The 21,597-nt window shown below is 35.9% G+C and carries 17 protein-coding genes; 14 read left to right on the top strand and 3 right to left on the bottom strand.

Features of this window, described 5'->3' with window-relative positions; genetic code table 11:
• Nucleotides 1-64: 64 nt before the first annotated feature.
• The 3 genes from JNG87_RS00380 to JNG87_RS00370 all read right to left on the bottom strand — a co-directional run bounded on the left by JNG87_RS00380 (nt 65) and on the right by JNG87_RS00370 (nt 3,152).
• On the bottom strand, nt 65-1,723 hold the full coding sequence (locus tag JNG87_RS00380) for a ribonucleoside-diphosphate reductase subunit alpha (RefSeq protein ID WP_062673967.1): 1,659 nt from the start codon (nt 1,721-1,723) through the stop codon (nt 65-67).
• 55 nt (nt 1,724-1,778) lie between these two features.
• A complete protein-coding gene (locus JNG87_RS00375) occupies nt 1,779-2,069 on the bottom strand; it encodes a hypothetical protein (protein WP_202841051.1) in 291 nt (96 codons plus the stop codon).
• A gap of 108 nt (nt 2,070-2,177) precedes the next feature.
• Entirely contained in the window at nt 2,178-3,152 is a 975-nt protein-coding gene (locus JNG87_RS00370) for a ribonucleotide-diphosphate reductase subunit beta (protein WP_062674779.1), read from the bottom strand.
• A 424-nt stretch (nt 3,153-3,576) separates the two neighbouring features.
• Here JNG87_RS00370 and JNG87_RS00365 point away from each other — a divergent pair, with 424 nt between their 5' ends.
• The 14 genes from JNG87_RS00365 to lhgO all read left to right on the top strand — a co-directional run bounded on the left by JNG87_RS00365 (nt 3,577) and on the right by lhgO (nt 21,571).
• Entirely contained in the window at nt 3,577-4,266 is a 690-nt protein-coding gene (locus tag JNG87_RS00365) for an ABC transporter ATP-binding protein (RefSeq protein WP_034699055.1), read from the top strand.
• Nucleotides 4,267-4,357: 91 nt separating this feature from the next.
• Entirely contained in the window at nt 4,358-5,587 is a 1,230-nt protein-coding gene (locus JNG87_RS00360) for an ABC transporter permease (protein WP_202841049.1), read from the top strand.
• Nucleotides 5,588-5,658: 71 nt separating this feature from the next.
• Nucleotides 5,659-6,930 carry an ABC transporter permease gene (locus JNG87_RS00355; RefSeq protein ID WP_110010041.1) on the top strand — a complete coding sequence of 424 codons (1,272 nt, stop codon included), beginning with the start codon at nt 5,659-5,661 and terminating at the stop codon, nt 6,928-6,930.
• Between the two features lie 101 nt (nt 6,931-7,031).
• Nucleotides 7,032-8,243: an efflux RND transporter periplasmic adaptor subunit gene (locus JNG87_RS00350; protein ID WP_202841047.1), complete on the top strand. Its 1,212-nt coding sequence runs from the start codon at nt 7,032-7,034 to the stop codon at nt 8,241-8,243.
• A 125-nt stretch (nt 8,244-8,368) separates the two neighbouring features.
• A complete protein-coding gene (locus JNG87_RS00345; RefSeq protein WP_202841046.1) occupies nt 8,369-8,935 on the top strand; it encodes a hypothetical protein in 567 nt (188 codons plus the stop codon).
• Between the two features lie 50 nt (nt 8,936-8,985).
• A complete protein-coding gene (locus JNG87_RS00340) occupies nt 8,986-10,512 on the top strand; it encodes a glycosyltransferase family 39 protein (protein WP_202841045.1) in 1,527 nt (508 codons plus the stop codon).
• Between the two features lie 186 nt (nt 10,513-10,698).
• Complete coding sequence (locus JNG87_RS00335; RefSeq protein WP_202841044.1) at nt 10,699-11,601, top strand: NAD(P)/FAD-dependent oxidoreductase; 903 nt, start codon at nt 10,699-10,701, stop codon at nt 11,599-11,601.
• 150 nt (nt 11,602-11,751) lie between these two features.
• Nucleotides 11,752-13,017 carry a serine hydroxymethyltransferase gene (gene glyA, locus JNG87_RS00330; protein ID WP_110010036.1) on the top strand — a complete coding sequence of 422 codons (1,266 nt, stop codon included), beginning with the start codon at nt 11,752-11,754 and terminating at the stop codon, nt 13,015-13,017.
• 57 nt (nt 13,018-13,074) lie between these two features.
• The gene (locus JNG87_RS00325; RefSeq protein ID WP_202841043.1) at nt 13,075-13,533 is read left to right on the top strand and encodes a regulatory protein RecX; all 459 of its coding nucleotides are present in this window, start codon (nt 13,075-13,077) and stop codon (nt 13,531-13,533) included.
• 356 nt (nt 13,534-13,889) lie between these two features.
• Complete coding sequence (locus JNG87_RS00320) at nt 13,890-15,818, top strand: polysaccharide biosynthesis protein (protein ID WP_202841042.1); 1,929 nt, start codon at nt 13,890-13,892, stop codon at nt 15,816-15,818.
• A gap of 40 nt (nt 15,819-15,858) precedes the next feature.
• Complete coding sequence (locus tag JNG87_RS00315) at nt 15,859-16,680, top strand: polysaccharide biosynthesis/export family protein (protein WP_202841040.1); 822 nt, start codon at nt 15,859-15,861, stop codon at nt 16,678-16,680.
• A gap of 8 nt (nt 16,681-16,688) precedes the next feature.
• Nucleotides 16,689-19,079 (top strand): GumC family protein, encoded by a 2,391-nt coding sequence (locus JNG87_RS00310; protein ID WP_202841038.1) that lies wholly within the window; start codon nt 16,689-16,691, stop codon nt 19,077-19,079.
• Complete coding sequence (locus JNG87_RS00305) at nt 19,079-20,374, top strand: nucleotide sugar dehydrogenase (protein ID WP_202841036.1); 1,296 nt, start codon at nt 19,079-19,081, stop codon at nt 20,372-20,374. The genes JNG87_RS00310 and JNG87_RS00305 overlap by 1 nt, the downstream gene beginning before the upstream one ends.
• 6 nt (nt 20,375-20,380) lie before the next feature.
• A complete protein-coding gene (lhgO, locus tag JNG87_RS00300; RefSeq protein ID WP_202841035.1) occupies nt 20,381-21,571 on the top strand; it encodes an L-2-hydroxyglutarate oxidase in 1,191 nt (396 codons plus the stop codon).
• Nucleotides 21,572-21,597: the final 26 nt, after the last annotated feature.

Raw genomic sequence — 21,597 nt, 5'->3', positions numbered from 1 at the left:
TGAAAACGACAAAAGCACACCTTTCGGTATGCTTTTGTAAATATAGCGTGTTTATTACTTGGTCCTATGCCTCGCAGCTTGAACATGATACGAAGTTAACCATCATTTCTTTTGAAACAGATGAACTTCTTTGGTAGTAAAGTGTTTTAACTCCTTTTTTCCAGGCTTCAATATAAAGGTAGTTGACATCTTTTACAGGCATTGTAGAAGGAATCTGAAGATTCAGAGACTGTGCCTGATCAATATATTGCTGTCTCTGCGCTGCCTGAGAAATAATCTCCATTGGAGAAATTTCTTTGAACGTTTTGAATACTGCCTTTTCTTCAGGAGTAAGCTCGTTCAGGTGCTGTACCGATCCGTGGTTCAGCATGATTGTTCTCCATGTTTCTTCGTTATCCAGTCCTTTTTCTTTCAATAGTTGTGCAAGGTATTTATTCTTACGCATAAAGTTTCCTTTCGCAAGACCTGCTTTATAATAGTTGGAAGAGAAAGGCTCGATTCCCGGAGAAGTCTGTCCTAAGATGGCAGAACTTGAAGTGGTAGGAGCAATAGCCATTGTTGTGGTATTTCTTAATCCGTATCCCTTCAATACTTCTGGTTCTCCATAGATGTTGGCAAGTTCTCTTGAAGCCTGCTCAGCCTGCTCTTTGATATGTCTGAATGCTCTCGCATTGAACTGAGTCGCTTCAAAACTTTCAAACGGAATCATGTTTTTCTGTAAATAAGAGTGGTATCCTAAAACTCCTAATCCAAGAGCTCTGTGACGCATCGCGAAGTTTCTTGCACCCTGTAGGTAATAGTTTCCTTCAGTTTTATCAATAAATTCTGATAATACAGCATCAAGGAAGTATACTGCCAGTTTTACAGCGTCTGTATCTTTCCATTCATCATACAATTCCAGGTTCATGGAAGACAGACAGCAGATGAAAGATTCTTCCATAGTAGACGGAAGCATGATTTCAGAACAAAGGTTACTTGCATTCACGGTCATTCCCAGGTCTTTATAAACCTGAGGTTTATTTCTGTTGACGTTATCTGTAAAGAAAATATACGGAAGCCCTTTTTGCTGGCGGCTTTCCAATACTCTTGCCCAAACTTTACGTTTTTCCATATCACCATCGATCATATCCTGCATCCAGTAATCCGGTACACATACTCCGGTAAACAGGTTCTGAATCGGGCTGCCGATATCTTTAATGGATAAAAATTCTTCAATATCCCCGTGGTCAATATCTAAGTAAGCAGCAAAGGCACCTCTTCTTACTCCTCCCTGAGAAACAACATCCATAGCCGTGTCGAAAAGCTTCATGAATGAAACAGCTCCTGAAGATTTTCCGTTATCCGTTACAGCGGTTCCTCTGTTTCTCAACTCTCCAAAATATCCTGAAGTTCCACCTCCGATTTTAGTCTGCATGATAACTTCACCCATTTTGTGGGTAATTCCTTCAATGCTGTCCGGAATGTGAACGTTAAAACATGAAATAGGAAGACCTCTTTCTGTTCCCATATTAGCCCATACAGGAGAAGAGAAGCTGATCCATCCCTTCGTGATCATCTCTTTGAAAGCCGGCTGAAGTTCAGGTTTATATAACCTTTTTGCAGCGGCAGTGGTAATTCTGTCGATAGCGCCGTCTACCGTTTCACCTTTCAACAGATATCCTCTGTTCAGCATCTGCTCAGACTCTTCATTGAGCCACCATATATTTGAATTTTGCTCTTCCATAGATGTTATATTTTCGAATTCCGGAATGAGAGAATCACTCCGGAATTTTGTTTTTTTATATTATTGATTGTAAAATTTCTACTTTGTGGGAACCGTTCAGCCCGCTTTCATCTCTTAATCTCTGAAATTCTTTAAAAGACGGAACATTCAAAACCTCATGCTGAACTTCTTCATTGATGTAGTTTGAATAATGTACAAAAGTAACACCATCTTCCTTTACAAAAACCTTATATTCAAAAGTGGAAGCATCTAAATTCTTGAAGTCTACCAGAAATTTTTGGATATTGGTTTTATTGTTTGGAACAAATTCGGGGTTTACCGTATAGGTTACTATTACATTAATCATTTCTTTTGTATTTGTGCTTTACTGATGAACAACAATTTCACTTATTAATCAGAAAAGGGTAGTCCTGATACTGACCGCTTTGACGCTCGCTTCGCTCGCGCCCCAATATTAGAACAAATCGTTTGCTGTAATACTCTTATCGTGTTTTGTATAGTCAACAGGTCTTTTTGCAAAGAAATCATCTAATGAATTGGCGAAAACTTCTTCCTCGAACCATACCATTGGTCTGTATTGTTCAGGCGTAATGTTGTATTTTGTTTTCATGTTGATTTTCTTCAAGCTGTCATCCACACGGTATTTCATGAAGTTTAACAGATCTTCTTTAGAAACGTTGTCGATTTCTCCCAGTTCAAAGATCCAGCTAAGAATGTCTCCTTCTCTTGCGATAGATTCATCCACCAAAGTGTAAATGTCTTCGATATCGCTGTCTGTTAACAAGTCAGGCTGTTCCTCACGGATTTTGTTGATCAGATAAATTCCTGCGTTAGCGTGAATTTGCTCATCTACGGAAGTCCATGCAATGATATTGGAAACATTTTTCATAAACCCTTTGAATCTTGTGAAAGAAAGGATGATGGCAAACTGCGAGAAAAGAGAAACGTTTTCCACTAAAATACTGAATAATAATAAAGCGGAAACATACTCTTTAGGTGTTGCAGAGTTAGCATGTTTTAAAGCATTTCCCAGAAACTCTATTCTTCCTTTTACAGCAGGAATTTCGATAACATTAAGGAACTCATCATTATATCCTAATACCTCTAATAAACGGGAATATGCTTCAGAATGGCGGAATTCGCATTCTGCAAAAGTAGATCCTAATCCATTGAATTCCGGTTTGGGTAGGTGGTTGTATAAATTTCCCCAGAATGTCTTTACAGACACCTCGATCTGTGCAATGGCTAACAGCGCATTTTTCACAGCATGCTTCTCATGTGGTTCCAACTGCGAATGAAAATCCTGAACATCTGCAGTAAAGTCCACTTCCGAATGCACCCAGAACGATTTGTTGATGGCTTCTACAAATTGAAGAACCTCCGGGTATTCAAATGGCTTATAACTTACTCTTTTATCAAAAATTCCCATATTAAATATCTTTATAATTAAATAATTTAGATCCTTGTGGATAACGTTCCGGAAATACTTAACTTTTTGTTTATCTGGAAGTTGTGAATTAAAGTTATTCACTTCCCCAAATTCATATTTCTTGTAAAGAACTAATAGCAAAGTTCGAAAAAAAGAACTGATTTTGAAAGGGGTAAATACTAATAGGCTGACTTTTAGCCTGAAAAGTTTTCCACATTTACATGAAACTGGCTCGGATAATAGGCTGGACAGCAATCTTGAGGATAAATAGATATAAATTGGGAGTTACAGTTAAACAATATTTTGTAAAGTATTATTAATAAAGTATTAATGTATTAAACAAAAAAATATTTGAATAAATTTTTATTCTTGTAACAATTTGAAAATATCATCTACTTATTGGGTATAAAACATACATCACTTAATGTTAGTAATTCAGGATTTAAATAAGTCATACGATACAGGGAAAAGCAAGCTTCATGTTCTCAAAGGAATTAATCTGAATATTTCTGAAGGGGAGTTTGTTTCCATTATGGGAAGTTCCGGTTCCGGAAAATCTACCCTTCTTAATATTATTGGAATTCTGGATGAAAAAGATTCCGGAACCTATGAGTTGGATGGAGTTCCTATTGAACATTTATCCGAGGTAAAGGCTGCAGAATACAGAAGCAGATTCCTGGGATTTATTTTCCAGTCTTTTAACCTTATCAATTATAAAACAGCTTTGGAAAATGTTGCCCTGCCTTTGTACTATCAGAATGTACCAAGAAAAGAGCGAAATCAGAAAGCTATGGAATATCTGGAAAAAGTAGGATTGGCACAATGGGCAAACCACCTTCCAAGTGAACTTTCCGGAGGGCAGAAGCAGAGAGTAGCCATTGCAAGAGCTTTGATTACAGATCCTAAAGTAGTACTGGCAGATGAGCCAACCGGAGCATTAGACTCCAAAACAACTCATGATATTATGAAACTTCTTCAGGATATCAATAATGAAGGAAAAACAATCATCGTTGTAACCCACGAGCCTGATGTAGCTGCACAGACCAAAAGAAATGTAGTACTGAAAGATGGGATTATTGAAAGTGATGAGTTTATTAAGCAGATTGTGCTTTAGGATTTTGATAATTTGAAAATGAGATAATTTGAAAATTTAATGATTCTGTTTTTTAATCTTTAAATTTTTCAATCTTTAAATACCGATAAAAATGTTTGACCTAGATCGTTGGCAGGAAATATTCAGTTCTATCCGGAGTAATGTACTTCGGACAGTGCTTTCAGGGTTTACAGTAGCTTTGGGACTGTTTATTTTCATCGTACTTTTTGGAATTGGAACAGGTCTTCAGAATGCTTTTTCTGAAGGATTCTCAGGTGATGCCAAAAACCTGATCACCATTACTACCGGAAAAACGACATTGGCCTATAAAGGACTGCAGTCAGACCGAACCGTTACACTGAATAATGGTGACTATGATTTTCTTATTAACGCTGAGAAAAAAAATGTAGGAGCTTCCAGCCCGAGATACAATGCCAGTTTAATGGTGAAATATGGTAAAGAAAGCGGAATCTATCAGATCCATGGAGCAGAACCCGGAGAGCAGGTGATTGAGAACCGGAAAATGATAGACGGCAGATATATTTCTCCAAGAGATCTGGAAGGAAAGCAAAATGTGGCAGTCATTGGAAGAATGGTACAGCGGGATTTGATCAAGAACGGAAGTCCTGTAGGAAAAGAACTGGATATCAATGGAACTATGTTTAAAGTGGTGGGCGTATTTTCAGATGATGGTGGAGACTGGGATGAAAGACATATCACGGTGCCGATTACCACTTTGCAGCAGATGAAAAAAGGTTCCGATACGGTGAATATTGCCTATATCTCATACAGTGATAAACTGACTCCTCAGGAAGCCATTAAATACGGAGATGAACTTAAAGATAAGCTGAAATCAAGGAAAAATGTTTCTCCTGATGATGAAAACGGTGTCCGTGTCTGGAATAATGCTAAAAATATGAACGACACATTCATGTTTATGGCGGTACTTACAGCAATTGTAGGGTTTATCGGATTAGGAACATTGCTTGCCGGAATCATTGGGATCAGTAACATTATGGTGTATATCGTAAAAGAAAGAACCAAAGAAATCGGAGTACGAAAAGCTATTGGCGCAAAACCAAGCGGAATTGTAGGGCTGATTGTTCAGGAAAGTGTTGTGATTACAGTGGTGTCCGGACTTGTTGGAGTAGGAATAGGTGTTTTGACCTTAAACCTTATCGGGAACAGCCTTGAAGAGTTTTTTATTAAAAACCCAAGTGTAGGCTGGGGATCCATCATTATGGCATTCATTGCACTGATTTTCTCAGGACTGATCGCAGGATTTGTACCCGCATACAGAGCTTCCAGAATCAAACCGATTGAAGCGCTGAGAACGGAATAATATAAACAAAAGGCAAAAATGCAGATTGATGGAATTCATAACTCATAATGTATAACTCATAATTCAACAAGGTGAATATCATATTTAAAAAAGATACTTGGCAGGAAATTTATTATTCATTGAGGAATAATAAACTCCGGACATTTCTTACCATGATCGGTGTAGGATGGGGAATGTTTTTGTATGTAAGCCTTCTTGGAGCAGCAAAAGGAATGGAGAATGGTTTTGATAAATTATTTTCCGGTTTTGCCACCAATTCAATCTTCCTGTGGGCACAAAAAACATCAATTCCCTATGAAGGATTTCCTAAAGGAAGAGAAGTTCATCTGAACTTAAACGATATGGAAATGCTGAAAAGAAAAGTAACAGCCATAGATTATATCTCGCCGCAAAATGCGAGAGGAAGCTTTACAGGAACTCCCGGAGAAGCAATGTCCAGAAACGGTAAGAACGGAACCTATTCGCTTACCGGAGATTATTCTGTGGGAAATAAAATTTCAGAAAAGAAACTGATCTTCGGACGTTATATCAATGATGCCGATGTTTCCGGGAATAAAAATGTAGTTGTTATTGGAGAAGAGATTTACAAAAACTTCTTCGATTCCAAGAAAAAAGAGAATCCAATAGGAAAATCAATCAATATTAAAGGGCTGTTCTTCAATGTTATCGGCGTTTTCCGGGTAAAAAAAGGAGGAGGATTTGAAAATGACCAAACGGCTTTTATTCCACTTTCCACTTATACGAAAATGTATAATGCAGGAGATCAGATAGACATGTTTGCCATTGTCAGTAAGCCGAATGCCAATGTCAATTCCGTAGAAGAAGATGTAAAACAGGTTTTAAAAAGCAAAAATAAAGTGTCCCCTGAAGATACCAATGCTTTCGGAAGTTTCAACCTTGGAAAAGAATTTAAAAAGCTCACAGGTTTCCTTACGGGAATGCAGTTGTTAACAATCATTGTAGGTACACTGACTATCCTTGCGGGAGTCATTGCGATTTCAAATATCCTTTTGATTACAGTAAAAGAAAGAACCAAAGAAATCGGGATCAGAAGAGCGTTAGGAGCGAAGCCTGCTGAAGTAAGAAATCAGATTCTCCTGGAAAGTGTTGTCATTACACTCTCTTCGGGATTAATAGGTTTCATGTTTGGAATCTTTGTATTAATGATTCTCAATGCGGTTACCCAGGGTCAGGATTCATTTCCTTTCTATAATCCGACAGTGAACTACGGAAACGTATTTGCTGCAATGGCTGTTATGGTGATTCTGGGATTAATAATCGGGATGATTCCGGCACAGAGAGCCGTAAAGATCAGGCCTATTGAAGCATTAAGAACAGAGTAATTAATTTGAAAATAAAACAATTTTAAGATTTAAATAAGAGGATATAGAGAATCAGCCTTTTTAAATCTTTCAATCTATTGAATAAAAAATAAACTATACATATGAAAAAGAAATTCACCTGGAAAAAAGCCATTTATATAGTATTAGGGCTTTTATTTGCAGTGGCATTGTTCTCAGGGCTTGGCTATCTTATCAAATCAAACTCTAAAGAAGGAGAAGCTTTCCTTACCCGTAAGCCTACCGTTCAGAATATGGATGATAAAGTAATGGCAACAGGAAAAATTGTTCCCAAAGAAGAAATTGAAATCAAGCCCAACATTGCAGGGATTATAGATAAAATTTTAGTAAAAGAAGGAGATAAGGTAGAAGTAGGGCAGTTAATTGCTACCGTAAAAATTGTTCCGAGTATCTCTGAAGTAAATGCCGCTCAGCAGGAAGTTCAGAATGCAAAGATTCAGATCAGTAATGCCCAGATGAATGTAGGAAACATGCAGAAGCAGTTTGATATGCAGGATAAGCTTTACAAGCAGGGAGTCGCTTCTAAGCAGGAGTATCTGAACGCTCAGCAGCAGTTGTACTCTCAGCAGCAGACTTTGAAAAATGCCCAGCAGCAGTTGAATACCGCTCAAAAAAGATTGCAGATCGCTAAAACAGGGGCAACTCCTGAACTTAAAGGACAAGGTTTGGCCACTACAGAAATCCGTTCCAAAGCATCAGGTACTGTACTTGAAGTTCCTGTAAAAGCAGGAAGCCAGGTGATTGAAGCCAATAACTTTAACGCCGGAACTACCATCTGTTCAGTGGCAGATCTGAATGTTCTGATCTTTAAAGGTGAAATTGATGAAGCCCAGGCCGGAAAGCTAAGTGAAGGTATGGATATGAACATCGTGATCGGTGCTCTTCAGAATAAAACTTTCCCCGGAAAACTAACCATGATTGCTCCAAAAGGTAAGGATAATGCAGGAACTATTAAATTTCCGGTAGAAGGTAATGTAACTAATCCTAATAATGAGTATATTAGAGCAGGTTTTTCTGCCAACGGTGAAATTGTTTTAAGTTCTCAGAAAAATGCATTATTATTGGATGAGTCTTTAATTCAGTATGAAAAGAAACAAGGAAAAGATGTTCCTTTCGTGGAAGTGAAACAAAAAGACGGGAAATTCAAAAAAGTATATGTAAAACTGGGAGCAAGTGATGGGATCAATGTTCAGATTCTTCCGGGATCAAATATTACAAAAGACACCGAAATTAAAGTGTGGAATCCATCTGATAAAGATAAAGAAGAGCTTAAAGAAAAAGCGAATAAAAAATAATAAACTACACTATACACTTTTAAACTGTGAATCCCTGAGGAATTTTTTTCTCGGGGATTCTTTTTTACGTCAAAATCTTTTGCAGGTGTAAATTCTTATATTTGAATATATAAATCCATGAAAAAATGTGTCGCTACGCCCAGAAAACTTATAAATCACATTATGTCTGTTTCAAATGCCGGAAATCATTTAAACAGCCGGATGCTTATGATATTATAAAAAGGATCGAAAAAGAAAAAGTATACCATGAACCAGGGAAGTCAGTCCGTAATGTAGGATATGCTTTTACAAAGGCAGGAACACAAGAGCTGGAAAAAATTGTTTCAGAGATTGAAAACCGGACTATAAAATGTCCTGAATGCAGCAGTATGATGGCTGATATGGGGAAAGATTTTAAAGCCCCTAAAAAAACAGCTCTCAAAGAATGGAAGATTATAGAAAGCCTTTTTAAAACAGGGAAATGCTTTCACTCATGTGGCTGTGATGGAATAGGGTATATTCCTGGAAATCCTAAAGACTATGAAACGTATCTGAATAATATATTGAAAACATATCAGGAATATTTAGCTGCCTGCCAGAAGCTTCCTATAGAAAAATGTCCTGAGAAGAATGACGAAATAAAGTATTGGTCTGACAATATCCAGAAGATAAAAACTGAAATTATTGATAACAGATTTGAAATAATATTGTAACGGAAAAGAGGTTGAAACTGTCTTATCTTTAAAATTCCAAACTATATCCCATGAAAAAAGACTATTGGATTCTGTTTCTTTTTATCGTTGCAAAGTTTGCCCTTCAATACTCTCTGATAAGCCCTGAGTATGAACTTCACCGGGATGAATACCTGCATCTTGATCAGGCGAATCATCCTGCATGGGGATATCTTTCGGTTCCGCCTGCCAATTCCTGGATAGCCTGGATCATTAAAATGTTGGGGAATTCCATATTTTGGGTTAAATTTTTTCCAGCTCTGTTTGGAACTTTGACGATTGTCCTTACATGGAAAGTTGTGGAAGAACTCAAGGGAAGCCTGTTTGCTAAAATACTGGCTTCTACAGGAATATTATTTTCAGTACTTCTTCGGGTCAATATGCTGTTCCAGCCGACATCTCTGGAGATCTTTCTCTGGCTTTTCCTTTATTACAGCCTGATCAAATATTTCAATTCCCAAGAAGTAAAGTGGCTTTACACAGGAGCCGTCATTGTCGGAATCGGATTATTAAATAAATACAATATTGCCTTTTCATTATTAGGGCTTATTCCTGCCTTATTACTGACGGAGCAAAGGAAGGTTTTTATGCAGCCTCATATATATTGGGCAGCTGTTTTGGCTTTAATTATTATTTTTCCTAATCTCCTCTGGCAGTATCAGAATCAGTTCCCGGTTGTCCATCATATGAAAGAACTTTCTGAACGGCAGCTTGTACATGTAGATAGAATGGATTTTATGAAATCCCAGATTTTATTTTTTGCCGGAGTTATTTTTGTGATTATTGCTGGCTGGGGAGCATTGCTGTTATACAAACCTTTTGAAAAATACAGGTTTTTCTTTTGGAGCTATATCATCACAATTACTTTGTTTTTGTTCTTTAAAGCAAAAGATTACTACGCGATAGGGCTCTATCCTGTTTATATTGCTTTTGGTGCTGTTTTTCTCGGAAATGTATTTGAAAAAGGCTGGAAAAGATTTTTAAAACCGGTTAGCATACTTATTCCAATACTTTTATTCCTGCCTTTGTATAATGTGGCTTTTCCAAATAAAAGTCCTGAATATATCGTATCCCACCAAAGCCAGTATAAAAAATTAGGACTGCTTCGCTGGGAAGATGGAAAAGATCATCCGCTGCCACAGGATTTTGCTGATATGCAGGGTTGGAAAGAGCTGGCTCAAAAAGTAGATAAAGAGTATTCCAGATTGTCAAAAACCAGAAATACCATGGTACTATGTGATAATTACGGACAGACCGGAGCTATTAATTATTACTCAAAAGCCGGAGTCGTGGCAGTGTCATTTAATGCAGATTATATCAATTGGATAGATGTAAGCAAAAAATATAAAAATGTGATCAGGGTTAAAGAGGCATCTGAAGCAGGAAAAGAACTTAAAGAATCCGGTTCCTTTTTCGAAGTTGCAACATTAAAAGATTCCATTACCAATCCTTACGCGAGAGAAAGAGGAACTGCAATTTTCAGTTTGCAGGGAGCGAAAATAGATATCAACAAGAGAATTCAGGACGAAATTATCGAAGTTAAAAATGAATGGAAATAGTTTTCAATAACGTTGGAAATGATGATTTGCAGATAGGATAAAGCTAATAGATAAATGTTATTGCAACTTTATTGCGTTAATTGATTTTAGATTAACTTTGCATTATCAATTATCAATTATCAATTATCAATTATCAATTATCAATTATCAATTATCAATTATCAATTATCAATTATCAACTAAACTATGGAAAACAAAAACTTTGATGTCATCATAACAGGAGGAAGTTATTCAGGATTATCTGCAGCAATGGCTTTGGGAAGATCTTTAAGAAATGTCCTGATTATTGATAACGGAAAACCTTGCAACAGACAAACTCCGCATTCTCATAACTTTGTCACTCACGATGGGAAAACACCATCAGAAATTGCACAGCTTGCCAGAAAAGATGTCGAAAAATACAATACAGTACATTTTTATAACGGAACTGTAGCGAAAACAGAAAAAGTGATCGGAGGTTTTGAGGTTGAAATTTCCTCCGGTGAAAAATTTAAGGCTAAAAAACTGATTCTGGCTTCAGGCGTAAAAGATACAATGCCGGATATTCCCGGGTTTGCAGAATGCTGGGGGATTTCTGTGATACATTGCCCATACTGTCATGGTTATGAAGTGAAAAACGAGGTTACGGGAATTCTTTCCAACAGAGATATGGCTTATGAATTTTCGAAACTGATTTTTAATCTGACTAAAAATCTCACACTGTTTACGAATGGAAAAGCAGCTTTTACCGAAGAACAGCTTAAAAAACTAAATCAGAATAAAATCATTCTTAACGAAGATGAAATTGCAGGTATAGAACATACGAACGGCTTTATTCAAAGAATTATTTTCAAAAATGGAAAGGAAATTCCTTTACAGGCTTTGTATGCGAAAATTCCTTTTGAACAAAATATCAATGTTGATGATCTGGGTTGTGAAATAACAGAACAGGGATTTATTAAAGTAGATATGATGCAGAAAACAACCGTTCCCGGAGTTTTTGCCTGTGGAGATAATGTAACCATGATGCGCTCCGTAGCCAATGCCGTTGCACAGGGTAATTTTGCAGGAGCCGTAGTGAATAAGGAACTGTCAGATGAAGAATTTTAGAGGCTTTTTAGTACAATAAAGACAATCATAATACAGGATTTATTCATGGGTCTTTTCATTTTTTAGTGTTTAAAAATCATTTTTTCAATAGGGAAATCTCGATGAAAATTCCGTACATTTGGGGTGAAAATTTCAAAAACTAAAAGTAAAATGGATATTATTTTCGACCTGATTGAAAAGGAAAGACAAAGACAAACCCATGGTTTAGAGCTTATTGCATCAGAAAATTTTGTTTCTGAAAATGTAATGAAAGCAATGGGAAGTGTACTGACAAATAAATATGCTGAAGGATATCCCGGAAAAAGATATTACGGAGGATGTGAAGTAGTAGATGAGGTTGAAACTTTAGCCATCAACAGAGCTAAGGAACTTTTTGGAGTTGACTATGTGAATGTTCAGCCACATTCCGGTTCTCAGGCGAATGCAGCCATTTATCTTGCAGTTTTGAAACCAGGTGATAAAATTATGGGGATGGACCTTTCAATGGGAGGACACCTTACTCACGGTTCTGCAGTGAACTTCTCAGGAATTCAATATAATGTAGTTTCTTACGGAGTTCAGCAGGAAACAGGCCTTATTGATTATGACCAAATGAGAGAAGTAGCGTTGAGAGAAAAACCAAAAATGCTTATCGCAGGTTTCTCAGCGTATTCCAGAGATTTAGATTATGCTAAATTCAGAGAAGTAGCAGACGAAGTTGGGGCTACCCTTTGGGCAGACATCGCTCACCCGGCTGGTTTAGTGGCAAAAGGATTATTAAACTCTCCATTCGAACACTGCCATGTTGTAACTACTACTACTCACAAAACGCTGAGAGGGCCAAGAGGAGGTATGATCATGATGGGGAAAGACTTTGAAAATACATACGGTCACAAAACTCCAAAAGGAGAAATCAAAATGATGAGCCAGGTGCTGGACGGAGCTGTATTCCCGGGTATTCAGGGAGGACCTCTTGAGCACGTGATTGCTGGTAAGGCTGTAGCTTTCGGGGAAGCTTTGGATGTACAGTTCGAAAATTATGCAAAACAGGTTAAAGCTAATGCTCAGGCATTATCAAAAGCAATGATCGACAGAGGTTTTGATATCGTAAGTGGTGGTACAGATAATCACCTGATGCTGGTAGACCTTAGAAATAAAGGGGTAAACGGTAAAGAAACCGAAAAAGCATTGGTACTTGCTGATATTACATGTAACAAAAATATGGTTCCTTTTGATGATAAGTCACCATTTACAACATCTGGTATCAGATTGGGAACTGCAGCGATTACAACAAGAGGATTGAAAGAAAACGATATGGATACTATTGCAGGATTGATTTCTGAAGTGGTAGACAATATCAAAAATGAAGAGGTTCTTGGATCTGTAAGAAAGAAAGTGAACGAATTAATGGAAGGTAAAGCTCTGTTCAATTACTAACAGACATTCCAATATCATATAAAGAATGAGCGGATTGCTCATTCTTTTTTTATTCAAATGGAAAAGAAATCGTATACCTTCGACGAAATTAAACAGAAACTGGTTAATTACTGTGTTTACCAGGATCGCTGTCATGCCGAAGTGGAACAGAAGATGAGGGAGTTTTTGCTTATTGATGAAGCGAAAGAAGAAATAATTTTATTTCTTCTGAAAGAAAATTATCTCAACGAAGAAAGATTTACCCGAAGCTATATCCGGGGAAAATTTTACATCAAACATTGGGGGAAAACCAAAATTAAAATCAATCTGAAACAAAAACAGATTTCTGAAAAGTTGATAAATTCCTGTTTTGATGAAATTGATGATGTTGATTATGAAAAAACAATCAGAAAAATTTATGATAATTATTACACCAAACAAACAGGCTTGAAAGAATATCAAAAAAAAACCAAAACTATAAAACATTTGATGAGTAAAGGTTTTGAATATGAGAAAATAATCGATATTTTTGGCTAAATATTAATAAATTTAAAAAAAAACTTGAAGTATGACTTATAGAAAAAAAACAATCAGTTCATGGAAATATGTTGATATATAAACATTTAATAATTATTTTAAAGAAAAACAGCTGATAACAAGAATTTATACAGGTAAATATTATCTTCATAAAGAGTTTATATGGTATGATTTTTGTCTCTGGATTTAGCTGTATCGAAATGAAATTGTTAGATTTTATAAATATAACATCAAATTTATTTTTGATTTCAACATATTGAAATAAATTTATTTATTTTTGCATGATTGTATCAAAATTATCTTTGATTGGATAATCAGATATTATACCTAATTAAATATGAACACCAATACAGACAATGTACAATTCTCTTAGAAAAACAATATTTGGAGGGGATAATGTTGTCAATCTCTCAGACGTAAGATATCTTCCTAGATGGATAATTCTTGTAATAGACATTATTATTCTTGTAATATCTTTATTTCTTTCCACTTACATTATCGCAAAGATTACCAAGCAGGAATTTATATATCATGATGATAAAAGCCTGATTTTCGCTTTTATTATCCTTGTGAATGCTGCTTTTATGTATGTCTTCAAGACTTATGCCGGGATTATCCGTCACTCCACATTTATAGACTTATTTAAGCTTCTGATATCCTGTTTTTGCACAATGCTGGCTATCGGAACAATAAACATCTGCTATTTCTGGATCACAGGAAGTAAGTTTATCCTTACTCCTTATCTGATGCTTTATTTCGTAATTTCATTTATGGGATTATTTCTTTTCAGACTCTATGTGAAGGAATTTTTCCATATTGTGAGGGAATACAGAAGAAGCGCACTGAAAAAAAGAATTTTAGTATTGGGAATTGATGAGCAGTCTATTGCTATTGCACGTGCAATTCTTGATAACCCGAGTTTACCTTATCAGGTAGTAGGTTTCTTGACACAAAGAACAGATTCTAAAAGAGCGTCCCTGTTGGGAAAGCCCATTTATGAAAAAGAAAAAATAGAAGAAAATACCAAAGAAGATCTTATTATTGACGGCGTTCTTATTGTTAAAGAAATGATGGCCAGAGATGAGATGAATTCATGGGTGAATCTATTTTTAGAGAAAGATCTTAATGTCTTTAAAGCACCATCAGTACAAAAACTGAGAGACAGTGATCTGGGTGGATCTATTAGAAATCTTCAGATTGAAGATTTGTTAAATAGAAAACCTATCAAAATTCAGAACGAAAAAGTTAAAAGCAGACATTTTGATAGAACAGTATTAGTAACCGGTGGAGCAGGATCCATAGGAAGTGAGATCGTAAGACAGGTTGCTCTTTTCAATCCTTCATTGATTGTCGTTTTAGATCAGGCAGAAACACCACTTTATGAAATTGAACTTGAAATGAGAGAAAAGTTCCCTCATATCGCTTTCAAATTTGTCTTGGGAGATGTATCCAATCATCACAGGATGGAATCTCTTTTCCAGACCTATAATTTCTCAATGGTATATCATGCGGCTGCTTATAAACATGTACCTTTAGTAGAGGAAAACCCTCATGAAGCGATCTTTGTTAATATATTAGGTTCTAAGATTGTTGCAAAACTATCCAGCAAGTATAAAGTAAACAGGTTCGTAATGGTATCTACAGATAAAGCTGTAAATCCAACCAATGTAATGGGAGCTTCAAAGCGTGCTGCTGAACTTTTTGTACAATCGCTTCAGAATGTTGAAGGTAACGTTACCAAATTTATTACAACAAGATTTGGAAATGTATTAGGATCCAACGGTTCTGTAATTCCTCATTTTAAAAAGCAGATTGAAGCCGGAGGGCCGGTAACAATTACTCATCCGGAAATTGTAAGATATTTCATGACAATTCCTGAGGCATGTGAACTGGTACTTCAGGCCGGAACAATGGGAGAAGGAGGTGAGATCTTTGTTTTTGATATGGGTGAGCCTGTAAAAATTATTGATCTTGCGAAAAGAATGATAAAGTTATCAGGATTCGAACCTAATATAGATATCAAGATCATCTATACGGGATTGAGACCGGGAGAAAAACTGTATGAAGAACTTCTGAGTGATGATGCAAAAACACTTCCTACTCATAACGACAAAATTATGATTTCTAAAGATCCTTCAATGGGATTTGAAGATATAGACAGGCTTACTAAAGAAATTACCAAGGCTTCCCTGCGAAGGGATAAAGTGGAGGTTGTAAGGATTCTTAAAACAATAGTGCCGGAATTCCGAAGCAATAATTCAATTTATGAAGCTTTGGATAAATAGGAAAAAATATAAATGTATATTTGCACAATTTAACAAGATAATGAAAGGAAAAATATTAACATTAGTATTGGTGTCCTCTTTGGTGATTTCCTGCAAAGTGAACCCCAATGCTAAGAATGATTTAAATTATATGCAGAATATAGAACAGGTCGCAATTAATGCATCTGCGAAAAATTCAGCAAACACAATCCAGGTGGGAGATCAGTTGGTTATTCTGATCACTGCAAAAGATATGGATGTTGTAAAGCCTTTTAATCAGAATTATTCTTCCTCAGAACTTATCCAGACAAATGCAATGGCCGGCGGAAATACTCCTAATCAGGGATCAACAGTAATTTCAGGACCAACTTATATTGTAGATGCAAATGGAGATATCGACTTCCCTATATTAGGTAAACTGAATACATCGGATAAAAGTCTGACCGCTTTTAAAGACGAACTTAGAGAAAAAATGACGAGATATGTTATTAACCCAACAATTAATATCAGGCTCTCAAATTTTAAAGTTACAGTACTTGGAGAAGTCAGCAGACAGGGAGACTATACTATAGCAAGCGGGCAGGCAACTATTTTAAATGCATTAGGTATGGCTGGTGACCTGACGCAATATGGGAAAAGAGAAGACATATTGGTAATCAGAACAGAAAATGGTGTTGTTTCTCATGGCCGTATTAATATTCGGGATGCCAATCTCATTAATTCTCCTTATTACAACCTGAAGCAAGGGGATGCCATTATTGTTTCCTCAAGTAATACCAAAGATGTTTTAGCAAAACAGAATCCCAATACAACTCTTTACCTTACGGCAGCTTCTATAGCTATCACAGCAATAGCAGTAGTAATAAGTTTATTTAAGAAATAAAAAAATTAATGAACACCCAACAGTCTTCAGCACCTTTAGAAGTAGAAAATAGTTCAAGGAATATTGATATTAATGAAATAGTAAAGCCCTATTTAAGAAAATGGCCGTGGTTTGCTCTGAGTGCCTTTATTGCTTTGGTAATTGGCTATATTGCATTGAAGTTTATGACTCCTGTTTACAATGTACAGACAACAGTACTTGTAAAAGATGCTAAAAACTCCTCGTCTCCCATAAATAATGATTTGGGTGTTTTACCAGACTTTTCGAATTTAGGTGGTCTGAAAACAAACAGTATTGCTAATGAAATTGAGATGCTGAAGTCAAAAAGACTAATGAAAGAAGTAGTCATTAATAAAAACCTTCAGACCGATATTTTTGCAAAGTCTAAACTTAGAAAAATTGAACTCTATAAAGATACCTCACCGATTGAAGTAAGGGTAATTAATGAAAAACCGGGGGGGATTTCTACTCCTGTTCTGCTAAAAATAGAGGGGGAAAAACTAATAGTAAGTACAGACGAACCTCAAAAAGAAATTATTACCGGTTATGGTAAGACAATAGGTCTTCCCTTTGCCAATATTATTATCACTAAAAATGATAAATATAATCCGGCTGCTTTAAAAAAAGTAAATCTGAATGATCTTGAACTTTACATTTCAACAGTAGATGCAAAAGTAGACATGCTGCAAAGCATGCTTGCGGTTAGCTTAATTAATAAGGATGCTACTGTATTAAAATTGGATATGAGCTATCCACAAATTACAAAAGCGGAAGATGTACTTAATGCTTTGGTTGTAGCATATAACAATGACGCTATTTTAGATAAGAATTCTGAATCTAAAAAGACATTGGACTTTATTGAAGACAGAATTAAAAGACTTACTGGAGAACTTGGGGATGTAGAAAGTCAAAAAGAAATATTTAAATCCAAAAATAACCTTACAGATCTTGAAACAGAAGCAAAAATAAGCCTGGAAAGTTCTGCCGCAGCAAGAGAAAAACAGCTTGATGTAGATGCGCAGCTGGAACTTACTAATGCTTTGATCAGTTTTGTAAATAAACAGGGCCAGTATCAGGCTTTACCTTCCAATGTAGGACTGAAAAACCCTGAAGCTATTGCAGGAATTGCTACTTACAACCAGCTTGTTCTTCAGAGAAACAGGTTTTTAGAGTCTGCAACTGTAGAAAACCCAACAGTGGTAGATATTACCAAACAGATCAACACAATGCGTCAATCTATTGAGCAGAGTTTGCAGAGAAACAAAACAGGTCTTGAGCTGGCAAGAAATGAATATCTTGGTGAGCAGAATAAAGTTTCAGATAAAATATCTAAACTTCCTTCTATTGAAAAAATGTTCAGAAGTATTGAAAGACAGCAGCAGATTAAGGAGAATTTATACTTGTTATTACTTCAAAAGAGAGAAGAAACAGCAATTGCTGAGTCTATTACTGCTCCTAAAGCAAGAATAATAGATAAAGCATACGCGTCATCAAGCCCTATTGCACCTAACAGAAAGATTGTCCTTATTTCATCATTGTTTTTGGGACTTTTAATTCCATTTTTGATTATTTATTTATCTACTATTTTCAACAATAAGGTTGTTACAAAACACGATCTTGAAAAGCTGGTACATGCACCTATTATTGCAGAACTGCCAAGTCTTGAAAAAGGAGACTCTGAGATTGTTAAAATGAATGATATTACTCCTATGGCGGAAGCATTCAGAATTCTTATTACCAATATGAATTTCATGCTTTCAAAAGAGAAAAAAGGAAAAATAGTATTTGTTACTTCAACGGTAAAAGGAGAAGGGAAAACATTCACATCTGTAAACTTGGCTTTAACATTAGCCAATCCTAAGAAAAAAGCAATTATCATAGGGTCTGATATCAGAAACCCGCAGCTTCAGAGATATAATCCTGCCAGAAAAGGACTTGCCGGGCTTACGGAGTATCTTTACAATGACGATACTAAACTTGAAGACATTATTCATGTATCATCTTTTAATCCTTATCTGGATGTAATTTATTCAGGAATGATTCCACCGAACCCGACAGAATTGCTATCTAACGGCCGTTATGAAATTCTTCTGACGGAATTGAAAGAAAAATATGAATATATTATTCTTGATACTGCGCCATTGCTTCTTGTAACAGATACTTTCCTTATTGCTGAACTTTCTGATGTAACCATTTATGTTTCCAGATCTAAATACACAGAAAAGGCATTATTGGAATTTGCCAACCGAAATATTGATCAGAAAAAAATCAGAAATGTAGGATTTGTTCTTAATGATGTAAGCAGAGAAAATTTAGGATATAGTAACAAATACGGTTATGGCTATAACCAGCATACAGAACAATCTTGGTTTCAAAAAATAAAAAATAAATTTAGTTAATGGCAACAACATATAAAATAGCGGTTATAGGCCAGGGTTATGTAGGTCTTCCTTTATCTCTTGAATTTGCAGATCATTATCCTGTCTTTGGATTTGATATCAATACACAGCGTGTTGATCAGCTTAATAACGGAAAGGATATAACGCTTGAAGCTGATGTTGATAAATTAAATAACGGACTGAAAAAATACAGGGAATCTAATGGCTCTTTAGGTTATAAAGCAACAAGCCAGTTATCTGATATTGCTGAAGCTAATGTTTTCATTGTAACAGTTCCTACCCCTATTGATAAATATAATGCTCCCGATCTTAATCCATTGATTTCGGCCTCAAAAATGTTGGGAGAAATTATTAAAAAAGATGATATTGTTATTTATGAATCTACAGTTTTTCCTGGGTGTACAGAAGAAGAATGTGTGCCGGTTCTTGAAAAATATTCAGGACTTAAGTTTAATGAAGACTTTTTTGTAGGCTATTCTCCGGAAAGAATTAATCCGGGAGATAAAGTAAATACGCTTACCAGTGTTAAAAAAGTAACTTCAGGTTCTACAGAAAAGATTGCCGAAGAAGTAGATAATCTATATAAGAAAATCATTACAGCCGGAACTCATAAAGCACCTAGTATTAAAGTTGCAGAAGCTTCAAAAGCTATTGAAAATGCACAGAGAGATGTTAATATTTCTTTTGTTAACGAATTAGCATTAATCTTTGATAGGGTAGGTATTGATACGAATGATGTATTGGAAGCTGCAGGAACAAAATATAATTTCCTTAAGTATAAACCAGGATTGGTGGGAGGACACTGTATTTCCGTAGATCCTTATTATCTTGCACACAAAGCGGAACAGCTGGGATATCATCCAGATGTGATCTTATCTGGAAGACGAGTAAACGATTCTATTGCAAAGTTTGTGGCTGCTAAAGTCGTGAAGCTTCTGATTGCAAAAGGAGGAGTGATCAAAAATTCGAATGCGCTGATTTTAGGAGTTACATTCAAAGAAAACTGTCCGGATGTCAGAAATACTAAAGTTGTAGATATCTATAGAGAACTTGCTGATTTCGGAGTAAATGTTGATATTTATGATCCGTGGGCAAGCAAAGAAGAAGTAAAGCACGAATATGGAATTGATATTCTTGACGTTCTTCAGGAAGGTAAAAAGTATGATTCTTTAGTGATTGCAGTATCTCATAATGAGTTCCTGGAAATGGATCTGGATCTGCTTAAAAAAGAAAATGCAGTGGTTTTTGATACCAAAGCATGTTTAGACAGAAATCTGGTTGATGCAAGATTATAAAAGATCATGAGCTATGATATTATAATCATTGGTGCAGGTCTGGTAGGATTGGCTACAGCCTATCAGACTAAGCTGAAAAATCCTGATTCTAAGATTCTCATTTTGGAAAAAGAAAACGATGTGGCATTGCACCAATCGGGACATAACAGTGGAGTAATCCATAGTGGGATTTATTACAAACCGGGAAGCCTTAAAGCTAAAAACTGTATCGAAGGGTATAATTCCGTTATTAACTTTGCTGAGAAATACGGCATACGATATGATCTTTGCGGAAAAATAATTGTAGCTACTTCACAGGAAGAATTACCCCTTTTAGATAATATATATAAAAGAGGAGTTGAAAACGGACTTCAGGATTTAAAATATCTTTCCAGAGAAGAATTTCGCGAAATTGAACCCCACTGTGAAGGCGTAAAAGCAATTAAAGTTCCACAAACCGGAATTATCGACTATCCTGGAATCGCAAAAAAAATAAAAGAACTTTTTGAAGAATCAGGAGGTGAAGTAAGATTTAATAATGAAGTAAAAAACATTATTGATAAAGGATCTGAAATTATTGTCAGCACTAATATTTCCGAGTTTAAGACCAAAAAACTTATTTCCTGTGCAGGATTATATTCTGATAAGATAACCAAAATGACCAATGAAAAAAATGATGTGGTCATTATTCCTTTCAGGGGAGAATATTATAAAATCAAGGATGAAAAAAAATACCTGGTAAAACATCTTATTTACCCGGTACCTGACCCCAGTTTTCCATTTCTCGGTGTTCACTTTACCAGAATGATTGACGGTAATATTGAAGCCGGCCCTAATGCTGTTCTGGCCTTCAAAAAAGAAGGATACCATTTTTTCGATTTCAATTTCAATGAAACCATGCAAACCATGCTATGGCCAGGATTTAGAAAAATTGTAGCAAAATATGGTAAAACGGGAATGGGAGAAATGTACCGTTCACTTTCCAAATCTGCATTTACAAAAGCACTTCAGAAACTTCTACCGGAAATACAGGAGAATGATCTTTTATCAGGAGGTTCAGGAGTTAGAGCACAGGCTTGTGACAGAAATGGAGGATTGATTGATGATTTTGACATCGTGAAAAACGGAAATATTATTCATGTTAGAAATGCTCCTTCTCCGGCGGCTACATCTTGCCTTTCTATAGGAAATAAAATTAGTGAACTTATTATAAGTTAAAACACTTTATATCCACTCAAAAAACT

This window comes from Chryseobacterium cucumeris (assembly GCF_016775705.1).
Lineage (GTDB): Bacteria > Bacteroidota > Bacteroidia > Flavobacteriales > Weeksellaceae > Chryseobacterium > Chryseobacterium cupriresistens.
Note: the sequence above shows the minus strand (reverse complement) of the source record. Positions and strands in the feature narration are given on the sequence as shown.

Coding starts and splice junctions, on each gene's coding strand:
- JNG87_RS00380 (WP_062673967.1), bottom strand. CDS start 1,723: ATGGAAGAGCAAAATTCAAATATATGGTGGCTCAATGAAGAGTCTGAG.
- JNG87_RS00375 (WP_202841051.1), bottom strand. CDS start 2,069: ATGATTAATGTAATAGTAACCTATACGGTAAACCCCGAATTTGTTCCA.
- JNG87_RS00370 (WP_062674779.1), bottom strand. CDS start 3,152: ATGGGAATTTTTGATAAAAGAGTAAGTTATAAGCCATTTGAATACCCG.
- JNG87_RS00365 (WP_034699055.1), top strand. CDS start 3,577: ATGTTAGTAATTCAGGATTTAAATAAGTCATACGATACAGGGAAAAGC.
- JNG87_RS00360 (WP_202841049.1), top strand. CDS start 4,358: ATGTTTGACCTAGATCGTTGGCAGGAAATATTCAGTTCTATCCGGAGT.
- JNG87_RS00350 (WP_202841047.1), top strand. CDS start 7,032: ATGAAAAAGAAATTCACCTGGAAAAAAGCCATTTATATAGTATTAGGG.
- JNG87_RS00345 (WP_202841046.1), top strand. CDS start 8,369: ATGTGTCGCTACGCCCAGAAAACTTATAAATCACATTATGTCTGTTTC.
- JNG87_RS00340 (WP_202841045.1), top strand. CDS start 8,986: ATGAAAAAAGACTATTGGATTCTGTTTCTTTTTATCGTTGCAAAGTTT.
- JNG87_RS00335 (WP_202841044.1), top strand. CDS start 10,699: ATGGAAAACAAAAACTTTGATGTCATCATAACAGGAGGAAGTTATTCA.
- glyA (WP_110010036.1), top strand. CDS start 11,752: ATGGATATTATTTTCGACCTGATTGAAAAGGAAAGACAAAGACAAACC.
- JNG87_RS00325 (WP_202841043.1), top strand. CDS start 13,075: ATGGAAAAGAAATCGTATACCTTCGACGAAATTAAACAGAAACTGGTT.
- JNG87_RS00320 (WP_202841042.1), top strand. CDS start 13,890: ATGTACAATTCTCTTAGAAAAACAATATTTGGAGGGGATAATGTTGTC.
- JNG87_RS00315 (WP_202841040.1), top strand. CDS start 15,859: ATGAAAGGAAAAATATTAACATTAGTATTGGTGTCCTCTTTGGTGATT.
- JNG87_RS00310 (WP_202841038.1), top strand. CDS start 16,689: ATGAACACCCAACAGTCTTCAGCACCTTTAGAAGTAGAAAATAGTTCA.
- JNG87_RS00305 (WP_202841036.1), top strand. CDS start 19,079: ATGGCAACAACATATAAAATAGCGGTTATAGGCCAGGGTTATGTAGGT.
- lhgO (WP_202841035.1), top strand. CDS start 20,381: ATGAGCTATGATATTATAATCATTGGTGCAGGTCTGGTAGGATTGGCT.